The 21305-nt window shown below is 64.7% G+C and carries 15 protein-coding genes; 7 read left to right on the plus strand and 8 right to left on the minus strand.

Annotated elements, in window-relative coordinates:
• The first annotated feature begins 215 nt into the window (after positions 1-215).
• Positions 216-2057, plus strand: coding sequence for a methyl-accepting chemotaxis protein (locus tag HAV22_RS26115; protein WP_371869744.1), 1842 nt, complete (start codon positions 216-218; stop codon positions 2055-2057).
• 54 nt (positions 2058-2111) lie between these two features.
• The gene (locus tag HAV22_RS26120) at positions 2112-2912 is read left to right on the plus strand and encodes a transporter (RefSeq protein ID WP_166863367.1); all 801 of its coding nucleotides are present in this window, start codon (positions 2112-2114) and stop codon (positions 2910-2912) included.
• Positions 2913-2930: 18 nt separating this feature from the next.
• On the opposite strand, the gene HAV22_RS26125 is transcribed toward HAV22_RS26120, so the two are convergent.
• The 5 genes from HAV22_RS26125 to ppc all read right to left on the minus strand — a co-directional run bounded on the left by HAV22_RS26125 (position 2931) and on the right by ppc (position 13813).
• Entirely contained in the window at positions 2931-3200 is a 270-nt protein-coding gene (locus HAV22_RS26125; protein WP_166863369.1) for a PAAR domain-containing protein, read from the minus strand.
• Between the two features lie 559 nt (positions 3201-3759).
• Entirely contained in the window at positions 3760-5526 is a 1767-nt protein-coding gene (locus HAV22_RS26130) for a type VI lipase adapter Tla3 domain-containing protein (protein ID WP_166863371.1), read from the minus strand.
• Complete coding sequence (locus HAV22_RS26135; protein ID WP_166863373.1) at positions 5523-7880, minus strand: T6SS effector phospholipase Tle3 domain-containing protein; 2358 nt, start codon at positions 7878-7880, stop codon at positions 5523-5525. Before HAV22_RS26135 ends, HAV22_RS26130 begins: the two co-directional genes overlap by 4 nt.
• Positions 7877-10693 carry a type VI secretion system Vgr family protein gene (locus tag HAV22_RS26140; protein WP_166863375.1) on the minus strand — a complete coding sequence of 939 codons (2817 nt, stop codon included), beginning with the start codon at positions 10691-10693 and terminating at the stop codon, positions 7877-7879. The genes HAV22_RS26135 and HAV22_RS26140 overlap by 4 nt, the downstream gene beginning before the upstream one ends.
• A 309-nt stretch (positions 10694-11002) precedes the next feature.
• A complete protein-coding gene (gene ppc / locus HAV22_RS26145) occupies positions 11003-13813 on the minus strand; it encodes a phosphoenolpyruvate carboxylase (RefSeq protein WP_229421428.1) in 2811 nt (936 codons plus the stop codon).
• A gap of 182 nt (positions 13814-13995) precedes the next feature.
• Between ppc and hemC the strand changes: the two genes are divergently transcribed.
• Genes hemC through HAV22_RS26165 form a run of 4 tightly spaced genes read left to right on the plus strand, consistent with a single transcriptional unit; the run spans position 13996 to position 18095 of the window.
• The gene (gene hemC, locus HAV22_RS26150) at positions 13996-14973 is read left to right on the plus strand and encodes a hydroxymethylbilane synthase (RefSeq protein WP_267874855.1); all 978 of its coding nucleotides are present in this window, start codon (positions 13996-13998) and stop codon (positions 14971-14973) included.
• Positions 14966-15736 (plus strand): uroporphyrinogen-III synthase, encoded by a 771-nt coding sequence (locus HAV22_RS26155; protein ID WP_166863379.1) that lies wholly within the window; start codon positions 14966-14968, stop codon positions 15734-15736. Before hemC ends, HAV22_RS26155 begins: the two co-directional genes overlap by 8 nt.
• Positions 15733-16881, plus strand: a complete 1149-nt coding sequence (locus tag HAV22_RS26160; RefSeq protein WP_166863381.1) for a uroporphyrinogen-III C-methyltransferase — start codon at positions 15733-15735, stop codon at positions 16879-16881. The genes HAV22_RS26155 and HAV22_RS26160 overlap by 4 nt, the downstream gene beginning before the upstream one ends.
• Before the next feature lie 17 nt (positions 16882-16898).
• Entirely contained in the window at positions 16899-18095 is a 1197-nt protein-coding gene (locus HAV22_RS26165) for a heme biosynthesis protein HemY (protein WP_166863383.1), read from the plus strand.
• Positions 18096-18101: 6 nt separating this feature from the next.
• Here HAV22_RS26165 and HAV22_RS26170 read toward each other — a convergent pair whose 3' ends face one another.
• Positions 18102-18302 (minus strand): hypothetical protein, encoded by a 201-nt coding sequence (locus HAV22_RS26170; RefSeq protein ID WP_166863385.1) that lies wholly within the window; start codon positions 18300-18302, stop codon positions 18102-18104.
• Between the two features lie 293 nt (positions 18303-18595).
• Between HAV22_RS26170 and ppa the strand changes: the two genes are divergently transcribed.
• Positions 18596-19132 (plus strand): inorganic diphosphatase, encoded by a 537-nt coding sequence (ppa, locus tag HAV22_RS26175; protein ID WP_166863387.1) that lies wholly within the window; start codon positions 18596-18598, stop codon positions 19130-19132.
• 75 nt (positions 19133-19207) lie between these two features.
• Here ppa and HAV22_RS26180 read toward each other — a convergent pair whose 3' ends face one another.
• Positions 19208-20278, minus strand: coding sequence for a branched-chain amino acid ABC transporter permease (locus HAV22_RS26180; RefSeq protein ID WP_208296378.1), 1071 nt, complete (start codon positions 20276-20278; stop codon positions 19208-19210).
• A gap of 1 nt (position 20279) precedes the next feature.
• Positions 20280-21299 carry a branched-chain amino acid ABC transporter permease gene (locus HAV22_RS26185; protein ID WP_166863389.1) on the minus strand — a complete coding sequence of 340 codons (1020 nt, stop codon included), beginning with the start codon at positions 21297-21299 and terminating at the stop codon, positions 20280-20282.
• Between the last annotated feature and the right edge of the window lie 6 nt (positions 21300-21305).

Genomic DNA, 21305 nt, shown 5'->3' on the forward strand with positions numbered 1-21305 from the left:
CTCCGTCCGCCGGCACTGACACGCCGCGCCGCCGCAAGGCCGCGCGGCGTTGTTGTATCTGCAAGCACCGGTGTTTTGTGGCCGCAACATCGTCGATGTGGGGCTTGACGTATGGCAACACTCGCCGCAAGATGAACGGTTTTGCCGCCTGCCGCCAAGCACCGCATCACATGATTGCCATCATCTCCCGCAACGCTTCGATCCGGACGAAACTCATGCTCAGCATGGCCGTCTGCCTGTTCGTGTTCCTCGTCGTATCCGTCGCGCTCAGCGTGACCCTGTCCGGCAGCGCCGCGCGCACGCGCGTGGTCGAGCGCGAGCTGCCGGCTGTCGTCGGCGAGATCCGCAACGAGATTCGCCACCGAATCGCCGTGCCGCTGACGGCGTCGCTGGCGGTCGCCAACGACACTTTCCTCCACGCGTGGGAAAGCGACGGCTTGCCGGAAGCGGGCGTGTCCTCCTGGCTGAAGTATGCGGGCATGGTGAAGCAGAAGAATCAGGCCGACGTCGTGTTCTGGATATCGGACGCCACCGGCAAGTACTACACGGACAAGGGCTTCAACATGGAGATGAAGCGCGGCGTGCCGGACACCGCCTGGTTCTACGGCTTCCTCGCGGGCGGCAAGCCGTACAGCATGCGTGTGGGCACGAACATCGCGCACAACGGCATGATGCTCTACATTAACGCGCGCGTCGACGCGGCACCCGGCAAGGCGGGCGTGGCCGGCATCGGCCTCGGCGTCGATGCGATGGCGGACAGTGTGCGCGCTTATAAAATCGGCCAGTCGGGCTTCGTCTACCTCGTGCGCGGCGACGGCGGCATCGTCGTGCACCGCGACGCCAAGCTGGCGGACGGCAGCCACAACATCCGCGACCTGCCGGGCTTCAGCGATGCGCTCGCGAAGCGCCTGCTCGCGGGCGAAAAATTCGTGCACGCGACCTATGCGGCGCCGGACGGCAAGCGCCTCGTCGCGTCGTCGTTCGTGCCGGAGCTGGACCTGTACGTGATCGCCGAGGTGCCGGAGACCGAAGCGCTGGGCGGCATCGCGCGCGACGCGACGATCTCCGCGCTCGTCGCCGCGCTCGCCGGCGGTGCCATCGGCCTCGCGCTGATCTGGTTCGTGAGCCGCGCCATCGCGGCGCCCGTCGCGCGCGCCGCGGCGCTGCTGGGCGAGATCGCCGACGGCAAGGGCGATCTCACGCGCCGCATGCCCGTCGAGGGCCGCGACGAAGTCGGCATGTTGGCGGAAGCGTTCAACCGCTTCGTCTCCGCGCTGAACCGCACGATGAGCGAGGTGCGCGGCAGCACGGTCGCCATCGCGGGCGCTTCGAGCGAGATCGCCGCGGGCAACGGCGACCTGTCCAGCCGCACGGAGCAGCAGTCGGCGAACCTGGAGCGCACCGTCACGACGATCGCGCAACTCACCGGCACGGTCCAGCAGAACGCCGACCACGCGAAGAGCGCCAACCAGTTGGCCCTCGCCGCGCGCGAGCAGGCGGAGAAGGGCGGCGAGGTCGTGGGCGAAGTCGTCGCGACGATGGGCTCCATCACGGACAGCTCGCGCCGCATCGCCGACATCATCGGCGTCATCGACGGCATCGCGTTCCAGACCAACATCCTCGCGCTGAACGCGGCGGTGGAAGCGGCGCGCGCGGGCGAGCAGGGACGGGGCTTCGCCGTCGTCGCGTCGGAGGTGCGGAACCTCGCGCAGCGCTCGGCCGCAGCGGCGAAGGAAATCAAGGAACTCATTTCGGATTCGGTCGACAAGGTCGCGACGGGCTCGCGCCTCGTCGACACTGCCGGCAGCACGATGGGCGAGATCGTTGCGTCGGTGCGCCGCGTGGCGGACCTGATGGGAGAGATCGCGGCCGCCAGCGCCGAGCAGAGCGAGGGCATCGCGCGCGTCAACGGCGCCATCGAGGAGATGGACGACAGCACGCGCCAGAACGCGGCCCTCGTCGAACAGGCCGCCGCCGCCGCGATGGCCTTGCAGGACCAGTCGGCGCGGCTTGCGCAGGTCGTGGCCGCATTCCGCCTGGAGGACGGCGCCCGCTGAGCGCGCCCGCGTTCTTGGCATAATGGCGGGATGTGCAACTCACGATCCATGCCGATGCCCTTACGCCCAGCTTCCTGGGCCTGCCTGCTGGCGGGCCTTCTTGCGTTGTCGACCGCCCACGCGGACGACGACGACACCATCAATCCCGACCGTCCCAACGTCGCCAATTCGAGCCAGGTGGTGGGCCCGCACCGCGTGCAGCTCGAACTCGGCGTCCAGTGGGACCGCCAGCGCGACGCCGACGCGCACGTGCGCACGCTCACCACGCCCGCGCTGCTGCGCGTCGGGTTGTCCGATACGCTGGAGCTGCGCGTGGAAACGTCTGGCCGCACGATCGCCCATGCGAGCGACCCTGCGTCTGGCGAGCACACGGTAAGCGCCGGCTGGGCCGACAGCGCGGCCGGCGTCAAATGGCATCTGGGCGACCAGGACGGCATGCGGCCGTCGTGGGGCGTGATCGCGGAAGCGGCGCTGCCGACCGGCAGCGCCGCGCTGCGCGGCACCGGGTTCCGGCCGTCGCTGAACCTGCCGCTCGAATGGGATCTCGGCCACGACTGGTCGCTCGGTGTGATGCCGGGCGTGGGCCGCGATGGCGACGACAACGGCGCGCGCTACACGTACGGCGTGTTCGCCGCGTCGCTGGGCAAGGCGTTCAGCGAGCGCCTGCACGGCTTCGCGGAACTGGCCGCGCCGCAGATCGCGCGCGCGGCGCACGGGGGCACGCAGACCTTGTTCGACGCGGGCGTCTCGTGGCTCGTGAGCCGCGATTGCCAGCTCGACGCGATGGTCGTGCATGGCTTGAACCGGAAGACGCCGGACCTCAGCCTGGCGTTCGGGGTGTCGGTGCGGCGATGATTCCGGCTGCGTCAGATGCTAGATCTTCGTACTGAAATGCTTGAAGCTTGAGATAAGCTTTGCGCCGCAACTGAGACTGTCGCCATCGAAGGCGATGCGCTTCCCGTTGACCGTGTGATGCGGAGACCCGCTCGTGATCGTGCAACCAGAATGACCTGGAATCGGGCAACTGCAGGTGTCGCCCACGCATGCCACTGGAATTCCCTGTACTGTGAAGTGGGATGCGCTGGCGCTGATCACCTTGCCGCCGTGGGTCGTGGCGTCGCCGAGTCGGATGACGTTTTTCATGACGACAATCCTGATTCGAAAACTTCGATGGAACATGACGAAGCGACGTTCGCTATTCAGGTACGTTTTCGTCGGATTTCAACGCGACGCACGGCGCCGCTGGATTGATGTCAAATAAATCCTTCGGGTCTCCGGGCATGGGGTCTGTGCGCGTAGCGACACGTGACTGGTCCACTTTTGAAACAGATGCCGCGACAGCCAGGATGAGGATCGACGCCGTCCACGCCCAAATGCCCCAGTTAGATCCATCGGCGCGCTCGAGGTAATGCCAATATGCTGGGGACGTGGCGGGGAAAGCGAACGAAAGACAAAGTGGCCACAAAGGTCGTTTTTTCTCAAATACTCGATAGCATGTCAGTGGAATGGTCACGTTCGCCAGTACAGCCCAGGGCCCGAATTGTGGAATCCTCCATCCCCATACAAATGCCATCTCAACTAATTCCAGTCCCGGGGCCCCGTTCACTGTCGGTACTACCCACGCGACAGCTCAGACGCATGCCGAGATGAACACCAGGATTTTTGACGTATGAGTCAACGACATGGCAATCTCCAACGGTGATCAATTCGTTGCCGGGACAGAGTAATTGGCGGGATCAACCGCCATTGATTTAATACTGCGAAACACGTCGCCACGCGATTGTTGTTGGGCCTTCCGTTTTTCCTCGGGGGGCGGGGTGACGAAAATAAAAGTGGCCTCGTGCGGATCGCGCAGGTTGACGGCCAGGCTTGGACCGCCGCCCCGATAACTGCCCATTACACCAATGGCCATCTCGATGAACAGGGTTGCAGCGCCAGTATTGCCGAGGCGCCGGTCGATGTTGATGAACTGGTCGAGCTTGCCGCTGTCGATTTCGGGGCCGCCTTGTGCGGCGTACTGGTGCAGCATGCTTTCGAGGGCGACCAGTTGTTCGGTTTGGTCGCCCATCGCGGCGATCACGCGCGCCGGCCCTTTGGTGCGTTCGGCTTCCGGCAGGGTGCGCAACGCCTCCTGCAGGCCTTCCATCAATGCTTTTTTGCGCGCATCGCGGCGGGGTAGCGGCTTGCCATGCTCGTCGGTGGTTTTCACGAAAACAGGGCGGTGGATGAAGCCGAGTGTCGACATGTCGTCGAACTGTTTGAGTTGGAGTTTGCTCCAGGGGATGGGGAACCATGGGGTCGGCTTCCAATCCCGCGGCGGACGATGCTTCGCGTTGAATTCCCGGTCGAGGAAGCTGATTTGGCCGGTGCCGCGGATGTCGGGGCGCTTGCTGAATTTGGCGGCGTAGTCCAGCCATTCGGCAGCGGTGACTGTGCGGCTTTCTGACAAGTTCGGGTCGCTCGGGCGGGGAACCGATTTCTGCAAGTCGAGGTAACCCAGAAAGAGACGTCTCGCGACGCCTTCGCGATTGAGCACTTCCATTGGAGCGCGATAGTCGTCGATATCTTCGTAGGCGAAAGGACGGATCGGATCGACCCTCTCGCGGCGGGCAAGCACGAAAAGGGCCGACGCATCGGGCATTGCGGGAACGTAGTAGCCTTCCTTGACCAGTGGTGGCGAACCGGGCGGCTGGGACATGTCTCGGACATCCAGCCCGTCGTCCGAGTTCAACACGATATACGGGACGTCCGGGTTGGCGTCAAAGAATGCGAAAACGTCTTCGAGGATGCGGTCTGGCCGTTCCGCGAAGCGTGCTGGACCAGCCACGAACAGACTGGTCGCCATGCCGGAAGACTCCGTCCCCGCCGCGATCCCCATGTCGGGCATGAGCGGATTGCCGGCGTACTTACTTCTATCGGGAGGCCTGGCGTTAAAGACTGGCGTCCCCCATTCCGTCACGGTGTATCCGGCGCCGTTTTCCAACGTGTCGCCACTTCGGCCACCGCTCTGGCCAAGTTTGTCAAACATTGTCCACGGATATTTTCTGGGATCATGTTCGCGAAGCGATGTGTACGGGGTGCCGGACTGTAGTGCATCCCATAATTTGCCTTGCCGATATTTGTCTAGGGTGACGCCCAGATTGATCACTTCCAGTACGTATTCGCGCCTGCCCTGCTCGGAGTGCGCGGCCGCTATTTGTTCGCGTGCCTTCGCCGCCGCGGCTGATGCTTGTGCTTGCCGCGCGTCGGCTTCGCGTGCTGCCAGCACCCAGCGCCCGCCAAGTACCAGTCCAAATCCCAGTGCGGTTGCTAGAAGCCACCATGGTTTTCCCATTGTCTTCTCCGTTTGTTCGGATGCTGCGATCGCGTTTATTGAAATCGTAAGGAGCGATGGAAGCGTCAGGCGCAATGCCGCATTGGCAAGTATTTGCCACGCTTCCAGATACCGTTTTATATAAGACGTACTCATGACGACGCCCGCTCAGTCTTCCCGGCCGTTATGACCATTGATTCCACGACAAGACACTGTGGCAGTCCTTCCGGTGGCAACGGTAGTTCGGCGGGCAAGTTCCCGGTTGAGTAATAAACTTTGTTGCCTTCAATTAGCGCCTTGCGCCAAGGACGCTCGTCTGCCCAGTAAGTTGCAAACTGCTTCAGGAACTCGCTCCATTTGAGGATGCCATGTCGAGGTTGTTCCTTATTTCTGGGTTCTTTAAGCCGCCAGTCCGCCACCGCGCACAAATACTTGTAGAACAACGGATGCGTCGGCGCCTTGCCTCCACCGATTGCCACGTCATAGGCGGTCACCTGGCTGTGGTTCTTGCGTCCACCGTAGATCGCGCTGTGGAACGAGCGTGGCGTAGTTGTCTTTTGCCAGCGCAGCCGTGCCTCGTTCGGCGTCTCGGTCCGTTCGATCAACAGCTTGGGTGGATTAAGCGGGCGTTCAAAGCCAACCTCCAGGCATACATAAACAGTCTTGATCTCGCATCGCTCCTCGACCTTTTTGTCGCCGTTGAGTTTCTGCGTCAGCATCGCACACTGCTCGTTCAGCTTTGCGACTCTGCCGGCATGCAGGTCCGGCCGGGGGCTTGCAACCGGCTGATAGCCGCGCAGTGTCGCGGCGACGCCGCCAGGATCGGCAATGCATTCCCAGTGGTGCCGGTCGATGCCGTAGTCGCTGGTAATGGAGATCGCCGCATCGATCTGGTCGACATTTTCGCTGGCGCCGTAACGGTGCTGTGCATCGGGGAATGCGCCTTCGCCCATGCTGGCCATGACCGGTCTCGGCAAGGCCTCGCCGGTGATGCGCCGCAGCCCGAACCGCTCCCGCTCTTCGGAAGGCATGTTTCCGGGCGCGTCGCCGGCGCTGGGCAAGTGCTCGCGCAGGACATGGTTGCTGGTCCACGAGTCGCTGGCGGCAGTATGGGCGTGATCGTTTTCTCCTGGAACCCGCAGCGCAAAGTCATGGGGTGCTTGACCAACCAGAACCGGTTTGCCATTCCGAAAATCCGGCCTGCGCTTCAGTGTGAAGACGCGTTGAAAGAAACCGGGGCCCAGCTCTGAAAGCGGTTTGCGTATGGCCACTGCGGGCACGGATTGCAGAGGTCGAAAATCATCGACTGACGCGATCGTGTCAACTTTGGGAGATTCTTGGCGATGGCCCCGTTGGAAGTCGGGCACGCCTTGCCAGCCGATTCCTTCAACTCCGGCGAATGCCACCGTCATGTCTTCTGGAGAAAAATAGAGATAGACTTTGCCCCGGTTATCGCGGTCCGCGGCCGCGTTCCATTTGGGGCCGACGGCACCAACGTGTTTTTTCGTATCGGATAAATCCGCAAACGCGGGCGTCTGGTACTTTTTGGCGTGCACGCCATTGACAATATTCGCCAGCGTGGTCAGGCGTGCGTGCAACGTCTGGCCGCCGCTGATATATCGATAACGGTCCCGGGGCGTCGTCATTTGCGGGTCGGTGCCGGAACACCCGTTTGCGAGTGCCGCGGCCATCGGCAGTTCATCGACGAGGCTATAGGGCGGGTTGCACAGGATGAGTGTGTCGACCGGGCGTGCGCCGGGTTGATTCTTCTGCATGTTTGGGTCGAGCAGAAAAGCCTGCGCGAGCAGGCTGAGCAAACAACCCTGGCTGTGTGCGACGATCGAGACCGTTTCGTTTTCGTCGTAGTCGCGGATCATTGAAATGAGGGCAGCGAGTCGCTGCGCGGCCAGGATCATATAAAGCCGCCCCGGATTATTCAAGATAGGATGCGTCGCATCGTGCGATGCCCAATCCAGGACCCCATGGGCGTCGGTCTTACCGCGGTTCCACATTTCTGGAAGCGAGGTCGTGGCGTTGGCGAATGGGCCGCCTTCCTTCGAATAATCCCTGTCCAGCCGATTTCCATACCGGTCGACTGCCTGGCCGTGCGGAGTCTTTCTCCAGTCGGTCGCCCGCGCGCTCTCTTCGCGGAATCCCCAATAAAACGGAATGACCGGGCTGTGCGTATCCTCGGTGATCTGGCGCTTGTAGAAAACTGCGTCGGGATCTTCCTCTAACTTGTCGCGATCTGACGTTTGCGGCATGCGATATGTCCCAGGCGTCAAGTCCCCGCAAAGACGTTCCGCTAGCCCTTCACACAAGCCCGATTCCACCGCGTCGTAACTTACACCGATGTCGTTCACGCCATGCACCAGAATGATCGAGCCTGGCAGGTTGTGTTTTACCCCGACAATTTTCTTGTTGCCTTTCCCGGGCAAGGTTACGCCTTTCCCGTTACCGCGGCTGAACGGCAGTTTCTTGTAAATCGATGCGCTCTTCGCGTCGGTCATGGCTGGCCTTCCTCCCTGAGATCAATGTTCGCAACGTGCATCTGGTCGTGCTTCAAGATCGCGGTCGTCCCTTGCGCATCCGTTCTGCCTTCGCCGCCGCCGGCTGCCGACTCGATCTTGTAAGTCAGATCGGAAGCGGGTACGCCACCGTCGAGATGGGGGTAGAGGCGTGGCTCGAACTTGAGATCCGTCCCGTCCTTTTTGAATGACGGAAGTTGGGCACTCATCGTTTCGGGCCCCTCCCAAATGAAATCGGGAGCGTGGAACTTGAGGGGTTGTTGGCTCCCCAAGACCGGTGCACCTTCTCCCAGCTTGAAGAAGGAGCCGTCTTGTGCAACCAACAGGATGGTTTTGGCGGATATCGTGATCGATCCTTCGTTGGCGGTAACCTGAACGTTCTTCTCCGAGTTGATGGCGATGTCGTCGTTCTGGCTCTGCAGCAGCAGTTTGCCGTCATGTGCAATTGCACTGAGCCCGCCGCCGCGGGCAAACAATGAGATGCCATTGCCGGCATTGACCGCGAAGCGTTGACCCGCCGTCAACTGCAGATGTTGCTGGGCGGCCGTGTCGACGCTGCTGGCAGAGTAGCTGACGATGGCTTTGGAACTGGCGAAACCGATCCCGGCTGGAGACGTGATTGCGATGACGGGCTCTCTTGGCCCGGTGGCGTCCGGCTCGGTATTGCTGCCGTCCTCCCAACTCTCGAACCGTGCACGCAGGGCTTCCTGCTCCTTGGTGTCGCTCGCAAGGCCGTTGTTTTCCGCAGCATAGTTGCCGATTGAACGGCACAGTTCTCCGCATTCGCGCAGCAGGTCCAGGTACTCGTTGCGCGCAAGCTGCGCTCCTTTGGCGCCCGCGCCGCCGAGCGACTTCCAGGCGCTCAGCAGGATGCCGCGCGCAGCGCGTAGCGCGATCGCCTCATCGGTGCGCAGTTCTGCGCCGTCGCCTCTCGCGCGCGCTCCATTCTTTTGGCGTGGTTCAGTGAGGTACCCAAGATTCAGTTCTGTTTCGCCATGGTCGCTCGCTAACTGTGCACTGATCTGGCCAGGCGTATCGTCCAGCCGAAGTTGATTGCCGCGCCGACCGCGCACTTCCCGGCTACGGAGGCCGGACTGGTAACGGGTGCCTGGCAGTCCGTCCTCTCCAACGAATGCTGGCGGACATGCGTCGCCATTGAATAGCTGGCCGACGATGATGGGTTTGTCGGGATCTCCGCCGGCAAAGTCGACGAGCACTTCCGCGCCTACCGGCGGCAACAGGCGCGCACCGCATTGCGTATTGTTGCCGGGGCCGTTGCCGGCCCAGTTGGATGCGACCCGCACCCAGGCAGAGTCGCGGTCGGAATCGGAACTGCCTGCGCCCGCGGCGTGTGCGTGATCCTCCGGGCGGGTGGCATGGAAGCGGATTTTGACGCGTCCGAGATGGTCGCACCAAACCTGTTCGTTCTCGGGGCCGACCACGATTGCAGTTTGTAGTTGTGGACGCGGCAAAACGGGACGAGGCGGTACGATGCGGACGCTTCGACGAACGCAGGTAAAGCTGGTCTTGTAGCGCGGAGGCCGTTCGTCACCCTTTGCTTGCGGCGCGCTTGCCGCGCCGGGCCAACCGCTGCGCTCGAATAACCGTTCGACGCGCGCACCGACTTCCACCGGCAGGTTGTTGTCGGCAACGATATTCTGCGACGTGACGACGAACTGGCGTTCGTTCGCGGGATGGGTATCGATTTCCGGATGGGCTTCCAGCGCGAACCACTCGCCAACGGCCAAATCGCGCACGCTGCCTTCGCCTTTGAACCACTTGGCGCCATATTCGTGGTATGCCATTCGTGTATCGTTCAGTTCCATGAGGTCGCGTCGACTGTCGCCGAGGTGCGAGGCGGCGACATGATAATCGTCCAGCCTGGAGGCTAGCCGGTTGCCTCGCTCGCCCTGATCGGCTTGCGATGGCACTTGGACTTCCATGAATGGATTACTGCCCGGCTGCAGGTAATCCCAGCTGAACAGTGACGCGCTGCCTGAGCGAAGCGTCCGTACCGCACTCCAGCCAGTGATAGTGTCGCGCTGCTCTGTGGCGTCGTCACGGTGAAAGCGCACGGTGCCGGCCGCGTTCTGATCGAGGCCGTGGGAATCGTAGAACAGCACCAATGTGTGACCGATTCGTTTTCGTTGTTGTCGGTAGACGTTCGCGCTAGCGCCGGGCGCCAGCCCGGAACGAAAAAACCAGGCGATGCCGCGTCGCTGCAACAAGCGGCGAACGAAGGCGGCATCCGATTCGTTGTGCTGCATGATGAACTGACGGCGGGGCATGTCGCGGTTGGCGAGGCCGCTATCGATGACGAGGTCAAAGGTGGCCGCCAGGGCCGGAATACTCTTTCGCCATTCGTCGACCAGTATCTTGACGATGTCCAGTTCATTTTTGTCCCGGAACACTCGTGTACTGATCCTGTGTTCCATGACTGACAGTGCGTCGCGCATGACCAGCTGGTAGGTCGCGAGGCCGCCGTCGCTTTGGCCGGACGCTGCCTCCGTGACGATACCGCAGACCCGGCGTAGTTCCCCGCGGTCGGTGACGATTTGCAATTCGGCAGGAACGCCGATGAATTTCTTGAGCGGCAGCGTCGCGCTCTCGGACACGCATAGGGCCCGGAACTCGAGACCGTCGCACACCGCCTCGCTGCCGATGACCCGTTGCGGTAGCAGTAGCTCGTCTTCGTTGTCGTCCACGCCATCAAGTATTAATCGTAGTGGGCGGTGGCGTGTTACAAGCTTGTACTGCGTGAGGCTGAACGTCTTTCCCGCGTGCGTATTTGCCATCCTTTGTTACCCCCGGACACGTTGCACGGATACCCGTAACGCCGTCGAACCTTGCCATTATTCAAGGGCATGCTCAGGTTTAAGTTGAGCAAACACAATCGGACGATGGCGTGCGCTGTACGGTGGAGCAATGTGAGCAGGCAACGTGACCGTTGCCCTGGGTAGAAGGGGAGGCGTCGAGGGGACGCTCAGATGCGGTTGTCGAAGGACTTTTGCCGACGCCGCCAACAGTTTCTAGGAGGTCGCCGGAAGCGAGGATCGGAAAGTGGAACCCTGATAGCCGAGGTTCCACCTGCACTCACCTGAATGTCAACCAGTATTTCGCAGTCCTGCCGCCACCCCGTTGATGGACAGGTGAATCCCGCGGTGCACCCGCTCGTCGACCTTCTGCTCGGCCGACAGCGCGCGGTGGCGCTGGATCAGCTCGACCTGCAGGTGGTTCAGCGGGTCGAGATAGGCGAAGCGGTTCAGGATCGAGCGCGCGAGCAGCGGATTGTTCACGAGGCGTTCATCGGTGCCCGTGACGAGCGCAAGGCACTGCAGCGTCTCCCCATACTCGGCCGCGATGCGCTTGAAGATGCGCTCGCGCAGCTCTGCATCCGGCACGAGCTCCGCGTAGCGCGACGCGATGGCGAGGTCGGACTTCGCCAGCACCATGTCCATGTTCGACAGCAGGGTCGCGAAGAATGGCCAGTGCTGGGCCATCTCCCGCAGCAGGCCCAGGCGCTGTTCCCGGTCGCCTTCCGCCAGCCAGCCGGAGACGGCTGCACCGAAGCCGAACCAGCCCGGCAGCAGCAGCCGGCACTGGCCCCACGAGAAGCCCCAGGGAATCGCACGCAGGTCTTCGATGCGGCGCGTCGACTTGCGCGACGCGGGACGCGAACCGAGGTTCAGTTCCGCGATCTCGGCGATCGGCGTGGCGGCGAAGAAGTAGTCCGTGAAGCCCGGCGTTTCGTACACGAGGTTGCGGTACGCCTTGTACGCCCGTTGCGACAGTTCCGCCATCACGGGTTCGAAGCGCGCCAGGCGCTCGATCTGCTCGCGGTCGGCGCCGTGCGGCATCAGGCCCGCTTCCAGCGTGGCGGCGACGAGCAGTTCGAGGTTGCGTCGGCCGATCTCCGGATTGCTGAACTTCGACGAGATGATCTCGCCCTGTTCCGTCAGGCGGATCTGGCCGTTGACGGTGCCCGGCGGCTGCGCGAGGATCGCGTCGTAGCTCGGGCCGCCGCCGCGGCCGACGGTGCCGCCGCGGCCGTGGAACAGGCGCAGCTTGACGTTCGCGTCCGCGAACACCTTCACCAGCTTCAGCTCGGCCTGGTACAGCTCCCAGTTCGACGTGAGGAAGCCGCCATCCTTGTTCGAGTCCGAATACCCGAGCATGACTTCCTGCAGGCGGCCCTGGTGCCCGATCACGTCGGCGACGACGGGCAGCGCCATCCATTCGCCCATGATTTCGCTCGCGCGCTGCAAGTCGGGGATCGTCTCGAACAGCGGAATCACCATCACGTCGCTCTTCTTCTCGCTGGGACGGTACAGGCCCGTTTCCTTTTGCAGCAGCAGGACTTCGAGCAGGTCCGACACCGTCTCCGTGTGCGAAATGATGTAGTTGCGGATCGCGCGGCGGCCGTAGCGCTTGCGGATCTCGCGCGCCGTGCGCAGGATCTGCAGCTCGGCATTCGTCGTGTCCGAATAGCTTTCGTACGGCGTGTACAGCAGGCGCGGCTGCGCGAGTTCGTCCAGCAGCAGTTTCACTTTCGCGTCTTCCGACAGCGCGGCGTAATCGCCTTCGACGCCCGCGCGCGCGAACAGCTCGGCCAGCACTTTCTCGTGCACGTCCGAGCTCTGTCGCATGTCGAGCGAGGCGAGGTGGAAGCCGAAGATGCGGGCGGCGCGCACGAGGCCATTCAAACGCGGCACGGCGAGGATGGCGCCGTGGTTTTCGATCAGCGAATCGACGAGCACCTGCAGCTCGGCGCGGAATTCCGCCGCGTCGCGGTAAGAGTCCGCATGGCCCACTTCCTTGCGCAGGATGTTCGTCGCGCCCAGCTCGCGCGCCGTCGACGCGAGGCGCGCATAGATGCCGATCAGCGCGCGGCGGTAGGGTTCGTCGCTGCGGTGCGGCGAGTGGTCGGGCGAGGCGTCGGCCAGTGCCAGCAACGCGGCGCTCGCGGGCACCAGCAACGTCGAGGGCGACAGCTCGGCGCCCAGCGCGTGCACTTCGTCGAGGTAGAAATCGAAGATCGTCGTGGAATGGCGGACGAGCGCGCGCTGCATCGTCGCGGCGTTGACGTTCGGGTTGCCGTCGCGGTCGCCGCCGATCCAGCTGCCCATCTGCATGTACGCGGCGTCGTCGAGGCCGGCGGCCGCCGCGCCGTACTGCGCCTCGATCTCTTCCTCGACGTCGTCGTACACGGCCGGCAGCTCGCGCAGGAACGTCGTGCGGTAGTACGACAGGGCGTTCTCGATTTCGTCCGCCACCGTCAGTTTTTCGTAGCGCAGCATGCGCGTCTGCCACAGCGTCGCGATGCGTGCCTGCAGCAGTTGCAGGTTGCGCGCCCGCTCCTTCGGCGTCAGCGGCAGGTCGCGCTCGGCCAGCAGGCGCGCGATGTCGTGCTCGGCGTCGAGCGTGGACTTGCGCTGGACTTCCGTCGGGTGCGCCGTCAGCACGGGGGCGATCAGCGCCTCGCGCAGAAAGCCTTCGACCGTGTTCTGCGCGACGCCGGCGTCCTTCAGCCGGGTGAGCGCATAGGCGACGCTGGACGGCTGCGGCTTCGAGCCCGCGAGCAGGTGCGCGCGGCGGCGGCGGATGTGGTGCTGGTCTTCGGCGATGTTCGCCAGGTGCGAAAAATACGAAAACGCGCGCACGACGGAGTTCGTCTCTTCGCGCGACAGTTTCGCGAGCAGGGCCTTCAGTTCGGCGTCCGCTTCCTGGTCGTCTTCGCGCCGGAAGCGCACGGCGGTCTGGCGGATCGTCTCGACGAGGTCGAACACGGCTTCGCCTTCCTGGTCGCGCAGCACGTCGCCGAGGAGGCGGCCGAGCAGGCGGATGTCTTCTTTCAGCGGCGCGTCCTTGTCGACAGTGCCGGGCGGTTGGGGGGAGAGTGCAGCAGGATTGTCCATATCGACCATGGTTGAATTGTTGAAACTACAGATACAACGAATCGGTATTGCGAAATGTTCCTGCGCGGCACGGTGGCGGTTGGCCATGGCCTGCGGGTAGGCCCATGCTAGAATTTATGGACTCAGTATGGGCTTGACCGCCGCTGCCCGATCCGGGCGCAACGACAGTGAAAGAAACCGTTTTGAATTCCAACGACACGACGCAGCACGTTCCCGCGCAACTGATTATCGCATCGCGCGAAAGCCGCCTGGCCATGTGGCAGGCCACGCACGTGCGCGACCGGCTCGCGGCATTATATCCGCAGTGCCAGATCGAGATTCTCGGCATGACGACGCGCGGCGACCAGATCCTCGACAAGACCTTGTCCAAGGTCGGCGGCAAGGGCTTGTTCGTGAAGGAGCTCGAGGTGGCGATGGCCGACGGCCGCGCGCACCTCGCTGTCCACTCCCTCAAGGACGTGCCGATGGAGTTGCCGGAAGGCTTTGAACTCGCCGCCATCCTCGAACGCGAAGACCCGCGCGACGCCTTCGTCTCGAACGATTTCGATACCTTGGCCGCGCTGCCCGCCGGCAGCATCGTCGGCACGAGCAGCCTGCGCCGCCAGGCCCTCATCGCCGCGCACTATCCGCAGCTCGTGATCAAGCCGCTGCGGGGCAACCTCGACACGCGCCTGTCCAAGCTCGACCGCGGTGACTACGCCGCCATCATCCTCGCCGCCGCCGGCCTCAAGCGCCTGGGCCTCACGCGCCGCATCCGCGCGTACCTGGAGCCGGAAGACAGCCTGCCGGCCGCCGGCCAGGGCGCAATGGCGATCGAGATCCTGTCGGGCAACGCGGCCGGTTTCGACGTCCGCGCCATGCTGGCGCCGCTGAACCACACGCACACGGCGCAGGCCGTACAGGCGGAGCGCAAGGTGTCGAAAGTGTTCGGCGCCAGCTGCCAGATTCCGCTCGCGGCACACGCCACCGTCGACGGCGACACCCTGCACCTGCGCGCGATGGTGGCCACGCCGGACGGCCGCCGCAGCGCCTATGCCGAGGCGAGCGGCCCGGCCGCACTGCCGGAAGCCGTCGGCGAGCAGGCCGCGCAAAAGCTGGCCGAGCAAGATGCGGAAGGCATCCTGGCCGAGTGCAGGGCGGCAGCCGCCGACGATGTCTGACACGGTCGTCATCACCCGACCGCGCCAGCAGGCCGAGCCGCTGGCGCGCGCAGTGGCGGCGCTCGGCCGCACACCGCTGATCCTGCCGTTGCTCGACATCTCCCCCTTGCCCGACGAGACCCGGCTGCGCGCCGTGCTCGCACACGTCGCCGACTATGCGCTCGTCGCGTTCGTGTCGCCGAACGCCGTCGACGCGGCCTTTGCCCACATCGATGCGTGGCCGCCCGAGGTGGCGGTGGCCGTCGTGGGCGAGGGCAGTCGCGCGGCGCTCGTCCGCCACGGCGTGGACGGTCCCGGCTATCGCATTTACGCGCCGCTGGATGCGTCGCGCAGCGATTCCGAACACCTGCTGCAGGCGCTCGACACGGCGGCGCTGCGGGGGCGCAAGGTGCTCGTCGTGCGCGGCGAGACGGGCCGCGAACTCCTGCCGGACGCGTTGCGCGGGGCCGGTATCGACGTCGAGACGGTGGCGGCCTACCGCCGCGCCGTCCCGGCCCTGACGCCGGACCTGGCGGCTTCCTTGCGTGCTCTGCTGGCCCGTCCGAACGACTGGATCATCACGAGCTCCGAGGCGTTGCGCGGCCTCGCGGGCCTCGTTGAACAGCTTGATGGCGCAACGAGTGTGGCAAAATTGCAACAGCAGCGCCTGATCGTGCCGCACGCGCGCATCGCGGAAACGGCGGGCGCACTTGGTTTCACGGCCGTGACCCTCACCGGGTCCGGCGACGAGCGGCTGCTTGCCGCGTTACAATCACGAGCATGAATGAATTGCCCAACAATCCAGAAAAACCAAACGTGGGCGGTCAGGTCGTGCCGCCGGAAAGCTATGTGACGCCGCTTCCGCCCGGTGCACCGCCCAGCGGCACCGGCCTCGGTGGTCTGCTGCAGAAACCGCAGAACGTGGCCATCCTCGCGCTGGCCGTGCTGCTGGCCCTCCAGACCTGGTCCACGCACACGCGCTTCAACCGGTTGCGCGAGGACGTCGCGCGCACGCTGCAGAAAGACAACGCGTCGAACGCCGAGACGGCGCAGACCGTGCGCGAAGTGCAGGAAGCCGCGAAGGAGCTGCAAGTGAAGGTCGGCGTGCTGGAAAACCGCCAGACCGAGGCGCAGAGCCAGCAGGCCGCGCTGGAGCAGATGTACCAGGACATCTCGAAGAACCGCGACGAGTGGGCGCTGTCCGAGATCGAGCAGGTGCTGTCGACGGCGAGCCAGCAGCTGCAACTGGCCGGCAACGTGCAGGGCGCCCTGATCGCGCTGCAGAACGCGGACCGTTCGCTGTCGCGTTCCGACAAGCCGCAATTCATCACGATCCGCCGCGCCATCGCGCGCGACATCGAGAAGCTGAAGGCATTGCCGTCCGTCGACCAGCCCGGCATGGCGCTGCGCATCGACAACGTCATCTCGCAGATCGACGACCTGCCGCTGCTGTCCGACGAAAAGCCGGCCGAGCCGATCGCGCCGACGCGCGTGAATCCGGCCCGCGCGAAGGGCGTAGCCGCGCCCGCGCCCACGGCCGAGCGCACCTTGGGCCAGCGCGTGACGGACACGTGGCGCGACTGGAGCCACGAGATGTGGGACGACATCCGCCAGCTGATCCGCGTGCGCACGGTCGATAATCCGGACGCGCTGATGCTGTCGCCGACGGAATCGTATTTCGTGCGCGAGAATCTCAAGCTGCGCCTGCTGAACGCGCGCCTCGCGCTGCTGTCGCGCAACGAAGGCACGTTCCGCGACGACTTGAACACCGCGCAGCAGATGCTCGTGAAGTACTTCGACACGAAGGCACGCTCGACGCAGGCGGCGCAGGCATTGCTGCGCCAGGTGCAGGCCAATAACGTCACGATCGACGTGCCCGACCTGTCGGAGAGCCTGAACGCCGTGCGCAATTACAAATCGAAGTCTTAACCGGCGGGACCTGCACGATGCGTTTACTCCTCTGGTTAGTCGCCCTGATGGCCGCCGCCATCGGCATCGCCGTGACCGCGCGCTTCAATCCCGGCAACGTCGTCTTTTTCTACCCGCCGCACCGGATCGACCTGTCGCTGAACCTGTTCGTCGTCCTGGCGGGCCTGCTGTTCCTCGTGCTGTACGGCCTCGTGCGCGCCGTGCGCGCGACGCTCGGCATGCCCGAGCGCGTGGCCGAGTACCGCTACCGCAAGCGCGAGCGCGAAGCCAACCGCGGCCTGCGCGAGGCCTTGAAGGCCCTGTTCGAGGGCCGCTTCGGCCATGCCGAGAAGGCCGCCATGCGCGCTGCCGACCTGCCGGACAACGCGGGCCTCGCCGCGCTGATCGGCGCCCGTGCCGCCCACCGCATGCGCGAGCCCACGCGCCGCGACGCCTGGCTCGCCGGCATCGTGCAAGACCAGTCGCTGAAGACGGCCCGGCTGATGACGGTCACGGAACTGCTCGTCGACGACCACAAGCCGGAAGGCGCGCTGGAAGCCGTCGCGGAACTCAACGCGAGCGGCCAGCGCCACATCCACGCGCTGCAATGGGCCATGAAGGCCAACCAGCAGGCGCGCAACTGGCCCGAGGTGCTGCGCCTCGTGCGCATCCTCGACAAGCGCAACGCGCTGCATCCGGCGCTGTCCGGCCGGCTGCGCGAGATGGCGTACGACGCGCTGCTGTCGGAAGGCGGCCACGATGCCGAATCGATCCGCCGGGTGTGGAACACCGTGCCGGGCGCCGATCGCGTGAAACCGTACATCGCGGCGCGCGCGGCGGCCGCGTTCAATGCGCGCGGCCTGCACGACGAAGCCCGGGGCATCGTCGAGGATGCGCTGAAGGCGGAATGGAACGAGCGCGTCGTGCGCGCGTACCGCGAAGCGGCCGGCCCGGAAGGCTCGCCTGCCTTGCTCGCGCAGATCGAGAATTGCGAAGGCTGGCTGCGCGCCCATCCGAACGATCCGGAGCTGGAGCTGACGCTTGGCTCGCTGTGCCTGCGCCAGAAATTGTGGGGCAAGGCGCAGCGCTACCTGGAACAGGCGCTGTCGGACGCCACCGAGCCCGCCATGGTGCGCGACGCCCACCTGAAGCTGGCCCAGCTGCACGAGGCCCTGGGCCAGCGCGAGGACGCCGACAAGCACTACCGGCAGTGCGCGCTGGCCACGGTGCTGTGAGGGGCATCACGCGCCACGCGACGGACGGTGGCCGTGCACGATGATGACGGCCATGTGACCCGGCGTGCCGATGTTGTTCTCGACGGGCAGCGGTGCGGCGGCCGGCCGGGCCTGGGCGTCCGGCAGGCGGTCGATGACGAACGACCCGGCGCCGACGGCGGCGAGTGTGGTGACGAAGATGGCTTCCATGTGCTTCAGGATGTTCATGTTGTTCCCCTCGATGGTGGTTGAGAATTCGCGGAGCGGCTGCCCACGGCGTCAATACAGCAGAAGCCGTGCCACCTGCGATCAGGGTCTGTTTGGCTGGTTTTGAAGCCGATTTCGGGCTGCCGAGTGGGGCGTGGAGCAACAGCGGACGCCGGCGCTGTCGGGCCGGAACCAACATGAGCGCCGTTGCGGCGTCTCTTCCATGCCTTGGCGAGACCTTGTGCGACGCACAAGGCCGGGGTGATTCGTTATAATCTCTGTTTTATTGTTTCCCCAGCAACCAAGGACAACCCATGAGCCTGAACAACGTCAACGCCGGCCGCGATGTGCCGAACGACTTCAACGTCGTGATCGAAATCCCGATGAACGCCGACCCGATCAAGTACGAAGTGGACAAGGAATCCGGCGCGATCTTCGTCGACCGCTTCATGGGCACCGCCATGCATTACCCGTGCAACTACGGCTACGTCCCGGACACGATCGCCGACGACGGCGACCCGTGCGACGTGCTGGTGATCACGCCGTACGCGCTGATCCCGGGCGTCGTCGTGCGTTGCCGCGCGCTGGGCGTGCTGAAGATGACGGACGAAGCCGGTGGCGATTCGAAGATCCTGGCCGTGCCGGTCGAGAAAATCCTGCCGGTCTATGCGAACCTGCAGAAAGTGGAAGACGTGCCGGAACTGACCTTGCGCCAGATCCAGCACTTCTTCGAGCACTACAAGGACCTGGAAAAGGGCAAGTGGGTCAAGGTCGAAGGCTGGGAAGGCCCGGACGCGGCCAAGGCCGAGATCCTCTCCGGCGTGAAGAACTACAACGCGTCGAAAGCGTAAGACGCCGGCGCGGCCGGCGGGCCGCGCGGACCGACAGGGCCGTCACCTCCGGGTGGACGGCCCTTTGTTTTTGGATCAGCCGCGCGCGCGGCGCAGCCGCAGCTTGCCGACGATCCCGATCGGGAAGAAGTAGATCGACAGGATGAACAGCACGCCCAGCCACAGCATCCACCGGTCCGGGTGCAGCGCGGCGGCCAGCAGCGGCACGCCGGACGCCATCTCGGCCGCCTGGCCCATCAGCGTCTTGAGGTAGTTCTGCGCGAGGATGAACAGGGTGGCGCCCACGACGGCGCCGTACATCGTCCCCATGCCGCCGATGACGACGATGAGCAGGATGTCCGTCATGACTTCGAAGTCGAGGCTCGTCTTGGGCCCGACGTAGCGCAGCCACAAGGCCATCAGCGCGCCCGCCAGCGCCGCCACGACGGCGGCCAGCACGTTCGCCCAGATGCGGTAGACGACGGTGCGGTAGCCCAGCGCCTCGGCGCGGAACTCGTTTTCGCGGATCGCCTGCAGCACGCGGCCGAACGGCGAGTTCACGAGGCGCAGCAGGAACAGGAACAGCAGCAGGCAGCCCGCGAACACGATGTAGTACGTGACGAGCTTGCCGTCGACGGCGCGCCCGAACACGTCGTGGTCGACGAGCGTGAACCCGGGCGACAGCAGCTCCGGAACGCTGAACGTGCGCCCGTCCTCGCCACCGGTGAAGTCCGACAGCTGCGACGCGAGCACGGCGAACGACGACGCGACGGCCAGGGTGATCATCGCGTAGAAGATCGCGCGCACGCGCAGCGCGAACAGGCCGATGACGAAGGCGAGGGCGACCGTCAGCACCAGCGCGGCGACGACGCCCCATGCGATCGCGCCCCATGTTGGCTCGTCCACGCTGGCCAGCGCGATGCCGACGCCGTACGCGCCGATCCCGTAGAACATGGTGTGCGCGAACGACACGATGCCCGTATAGCCCAGCAGCAGGTCGTACGACGCGACCAGCACGATGTAGACGCAGATCGTCGCGGCCGTGTTCAGCGGCCGCGCACCGGAAAAGAGGAACGGTGCGCACAGCAGGCCCAGCACAATGGCGACGAGGAGGGCGGAGAGCAGCCGGCTGCGCGGGAGGTCGCCGGAAAGCAGCTTGATCAGCATGTCAGAGGCGTCCTTTCGCATACAGGCCGGCCGGGCGCCACAGCAGCACGGCGACCATCAGGCCGATGTTCGACACGAGCGCCACCTTCGGCGCGAGGAAGCCGGCGTAATTGGCGACGAGGGCGATCAGCAGCGAGCCGATGAAGCAGCCGCCGACGGAGCCCAGGCCGCCGATGATGATGACGATGAAGACCAGCACGATGATTTCGCTCCCCATGTGCGCCACCAGCGTTTCCTTGTACAGGCCCCACATCACGCCACCGAGGCCCGCCAGCGCGGACCCCGCGGCGAACACGCCCACGAACACGCGGCGGATGCGGTAGCCCATCGCCTCGACCATCTCGGCGTTTTCCACGCCGGCGCGGATCAACAGGCCGATCTTCGTGCGGTTCAGCGTGAGCAGCATGGTGGCGAACACGACGAGGCCGACGACGACGGCCAGCAGCCGGTATTTCTCGATCGCGGCGTCGCCCACGAACACGGCGCCGCGCAGCGCGGCCGGCAGCGGCACGGCGATCTGCTCGGGGCCCCAGATCACGTTGATCAGTTGTTCCGACACGATCATGCCCGCCACGGTGATGAGGATCTGCTTCAGGTGCTGGCCATAGACGGGCTGGATGATGATCCGTTCGAACGCCCAGCCGAGCAGCGCCGTCACGACCATCGCCAGCAGCACGGCCAGCCCCAGCACGCCGAGGTTGGCAAGCAGCGAATCCATCTCGAGCCAGCCGCGCATCGGCAGCAGCACGAACGTCGCGGTGAACGCGCCGACGGACACGAACGCGCCGTGGCCGAAGTTCAGTACGCTCATCAGGCCGAACACGAGCGTGAGGCCGCTGGCCATGATGAACAGCATCATGCCCATCGCGAGCCCGGCCACGGTCAACGTGACCCATGTGGGCAAGCTCATGAACGGAAGCGCGGCCAGGACGACGGCCGGCACGAGCAGCAGCGGGGCGACGTCGCGCCGGGCTGCCGGCAGTGGCGCGTCCGCCTGGGTGATCGGGAGGGTTGCACTCATGTCCGT

The sequence above is a fragment of the Telluria antibiotica genome, assembly GCF_011682055.1.
GTDB classification, from domain to species: domain Bacteria; phylum Pseudomonadota; class Gammaproteobacteria; order Burkholderiales; family Burkholderiaceae_D; genus Telluria; species Telluria antibiotica.

What these genes read in the sequence shown, in the direction of transcription:
- ppc (WP_229421428.1), bottom strand. Translation starts at nt 13,813, where the DNA reads ATGGACAATCCTGCTGCACTCTCCCCCCAACCGCCCGGCACTGTCGAC.
- HAV22_RS26185 (WP_166863389.1), bottom strand. Translation starts at nt 21,299, where the DNA reads ATGAGTGCAACCCTCCCGATCACCCAGGCGGACGCGCCACTGCCGGCA.
- HAV22_RS26160 (WP_166863381.1), top strand. Translation starts at nt 15,733, where the DNA reads ATGAATGAATTGCCCAACAATCCAGAAAAACCAAACGTGGGCGGTCAG.
- HAV22_RS26140 (WP_166863375.1), bottom strand. Translation starts at nt 10,693, where the DNA reads ATGGCAAATACGCACGCGGGAAAGACGTTCAGCCTCACGCAGTACAAG.
- HAV22_RS26115 (WP_371869744.1), top strand. Translation starts at nt 216, where the DNA reads ATGCTCAGCATGGCCGTCTGCCTGTTCGTGTTCCTCGTCGTATCCGTC.
- HAV22_RS26125 (WP_166863369.1), bottom strand. Translation starts at nt 3,200, where the DNA reads ATGAAAAACGTCATCCGACTCGGCGACGCCACGACCCACGGCGGCAAG.
- HAV22_RS26170 (WP_166863385.1), bottom strand. Translation starts at nt 18,302, where the DNA reads ATGAACATCCTGAAGCACATGGAAGCCATCTTCGTCACCACACTCGCC.
- HAV22_RS26120 (WP_166863367.1), top strand. Translation starts at nt 2,112, where the DNA reads ATGCCCTTACGCCCAGCTTCCTGGGCCTGCCTGCTGGCGGGCCTTCTT.
- HAV22_RS26155 (WP_166863379.1), top strand. Translation starts at nt 14,966, where the DNA reads ATGTCTGACACGGTCGTCATCACCCGACCGCGCCAGCAGGCCGAGCCG.
- ppa (WP_166863387.1), top strand. Translation starts at nt 18,596, where the DNA reads ATGAGCCTGAACAACGTCAACGCCGGCCGCGATGTGCCGAACGACTTC.
- HAV22_RS26130 (WP_166863371.1), bottom strand. Translation starts at nt 5,526, where the DNA reads ATGAGTACGTCTTATATAAAACGGTATCTGGAAGCGTGGCAAATACTT.
- HAV22_RS26135 (WP_166863373.1), bottom strand. Translation starts at nt 7,880, where the DNA reads ATGACCGACGCGAAGAGCGCATCGATTTACAAGAAACTGCCGTTCAGC.
- HAV22_RS26180 (WP_208296378.1), bottom strand. Translation starts at nt 20,278, where the DNA reads ATGCTGATCAAGCTGCTTTCCGGCGACCTCCCGCGCAGCCGGCTGCTC.
- HAV22_RS26165 (WP_166863383.1), top strand. Translation starts at nt 16,899, where the DNA reads ATGCGTTTACTCCTCTGGTTAGTCGCCCTGATGGCCGCCGCCATCGGC.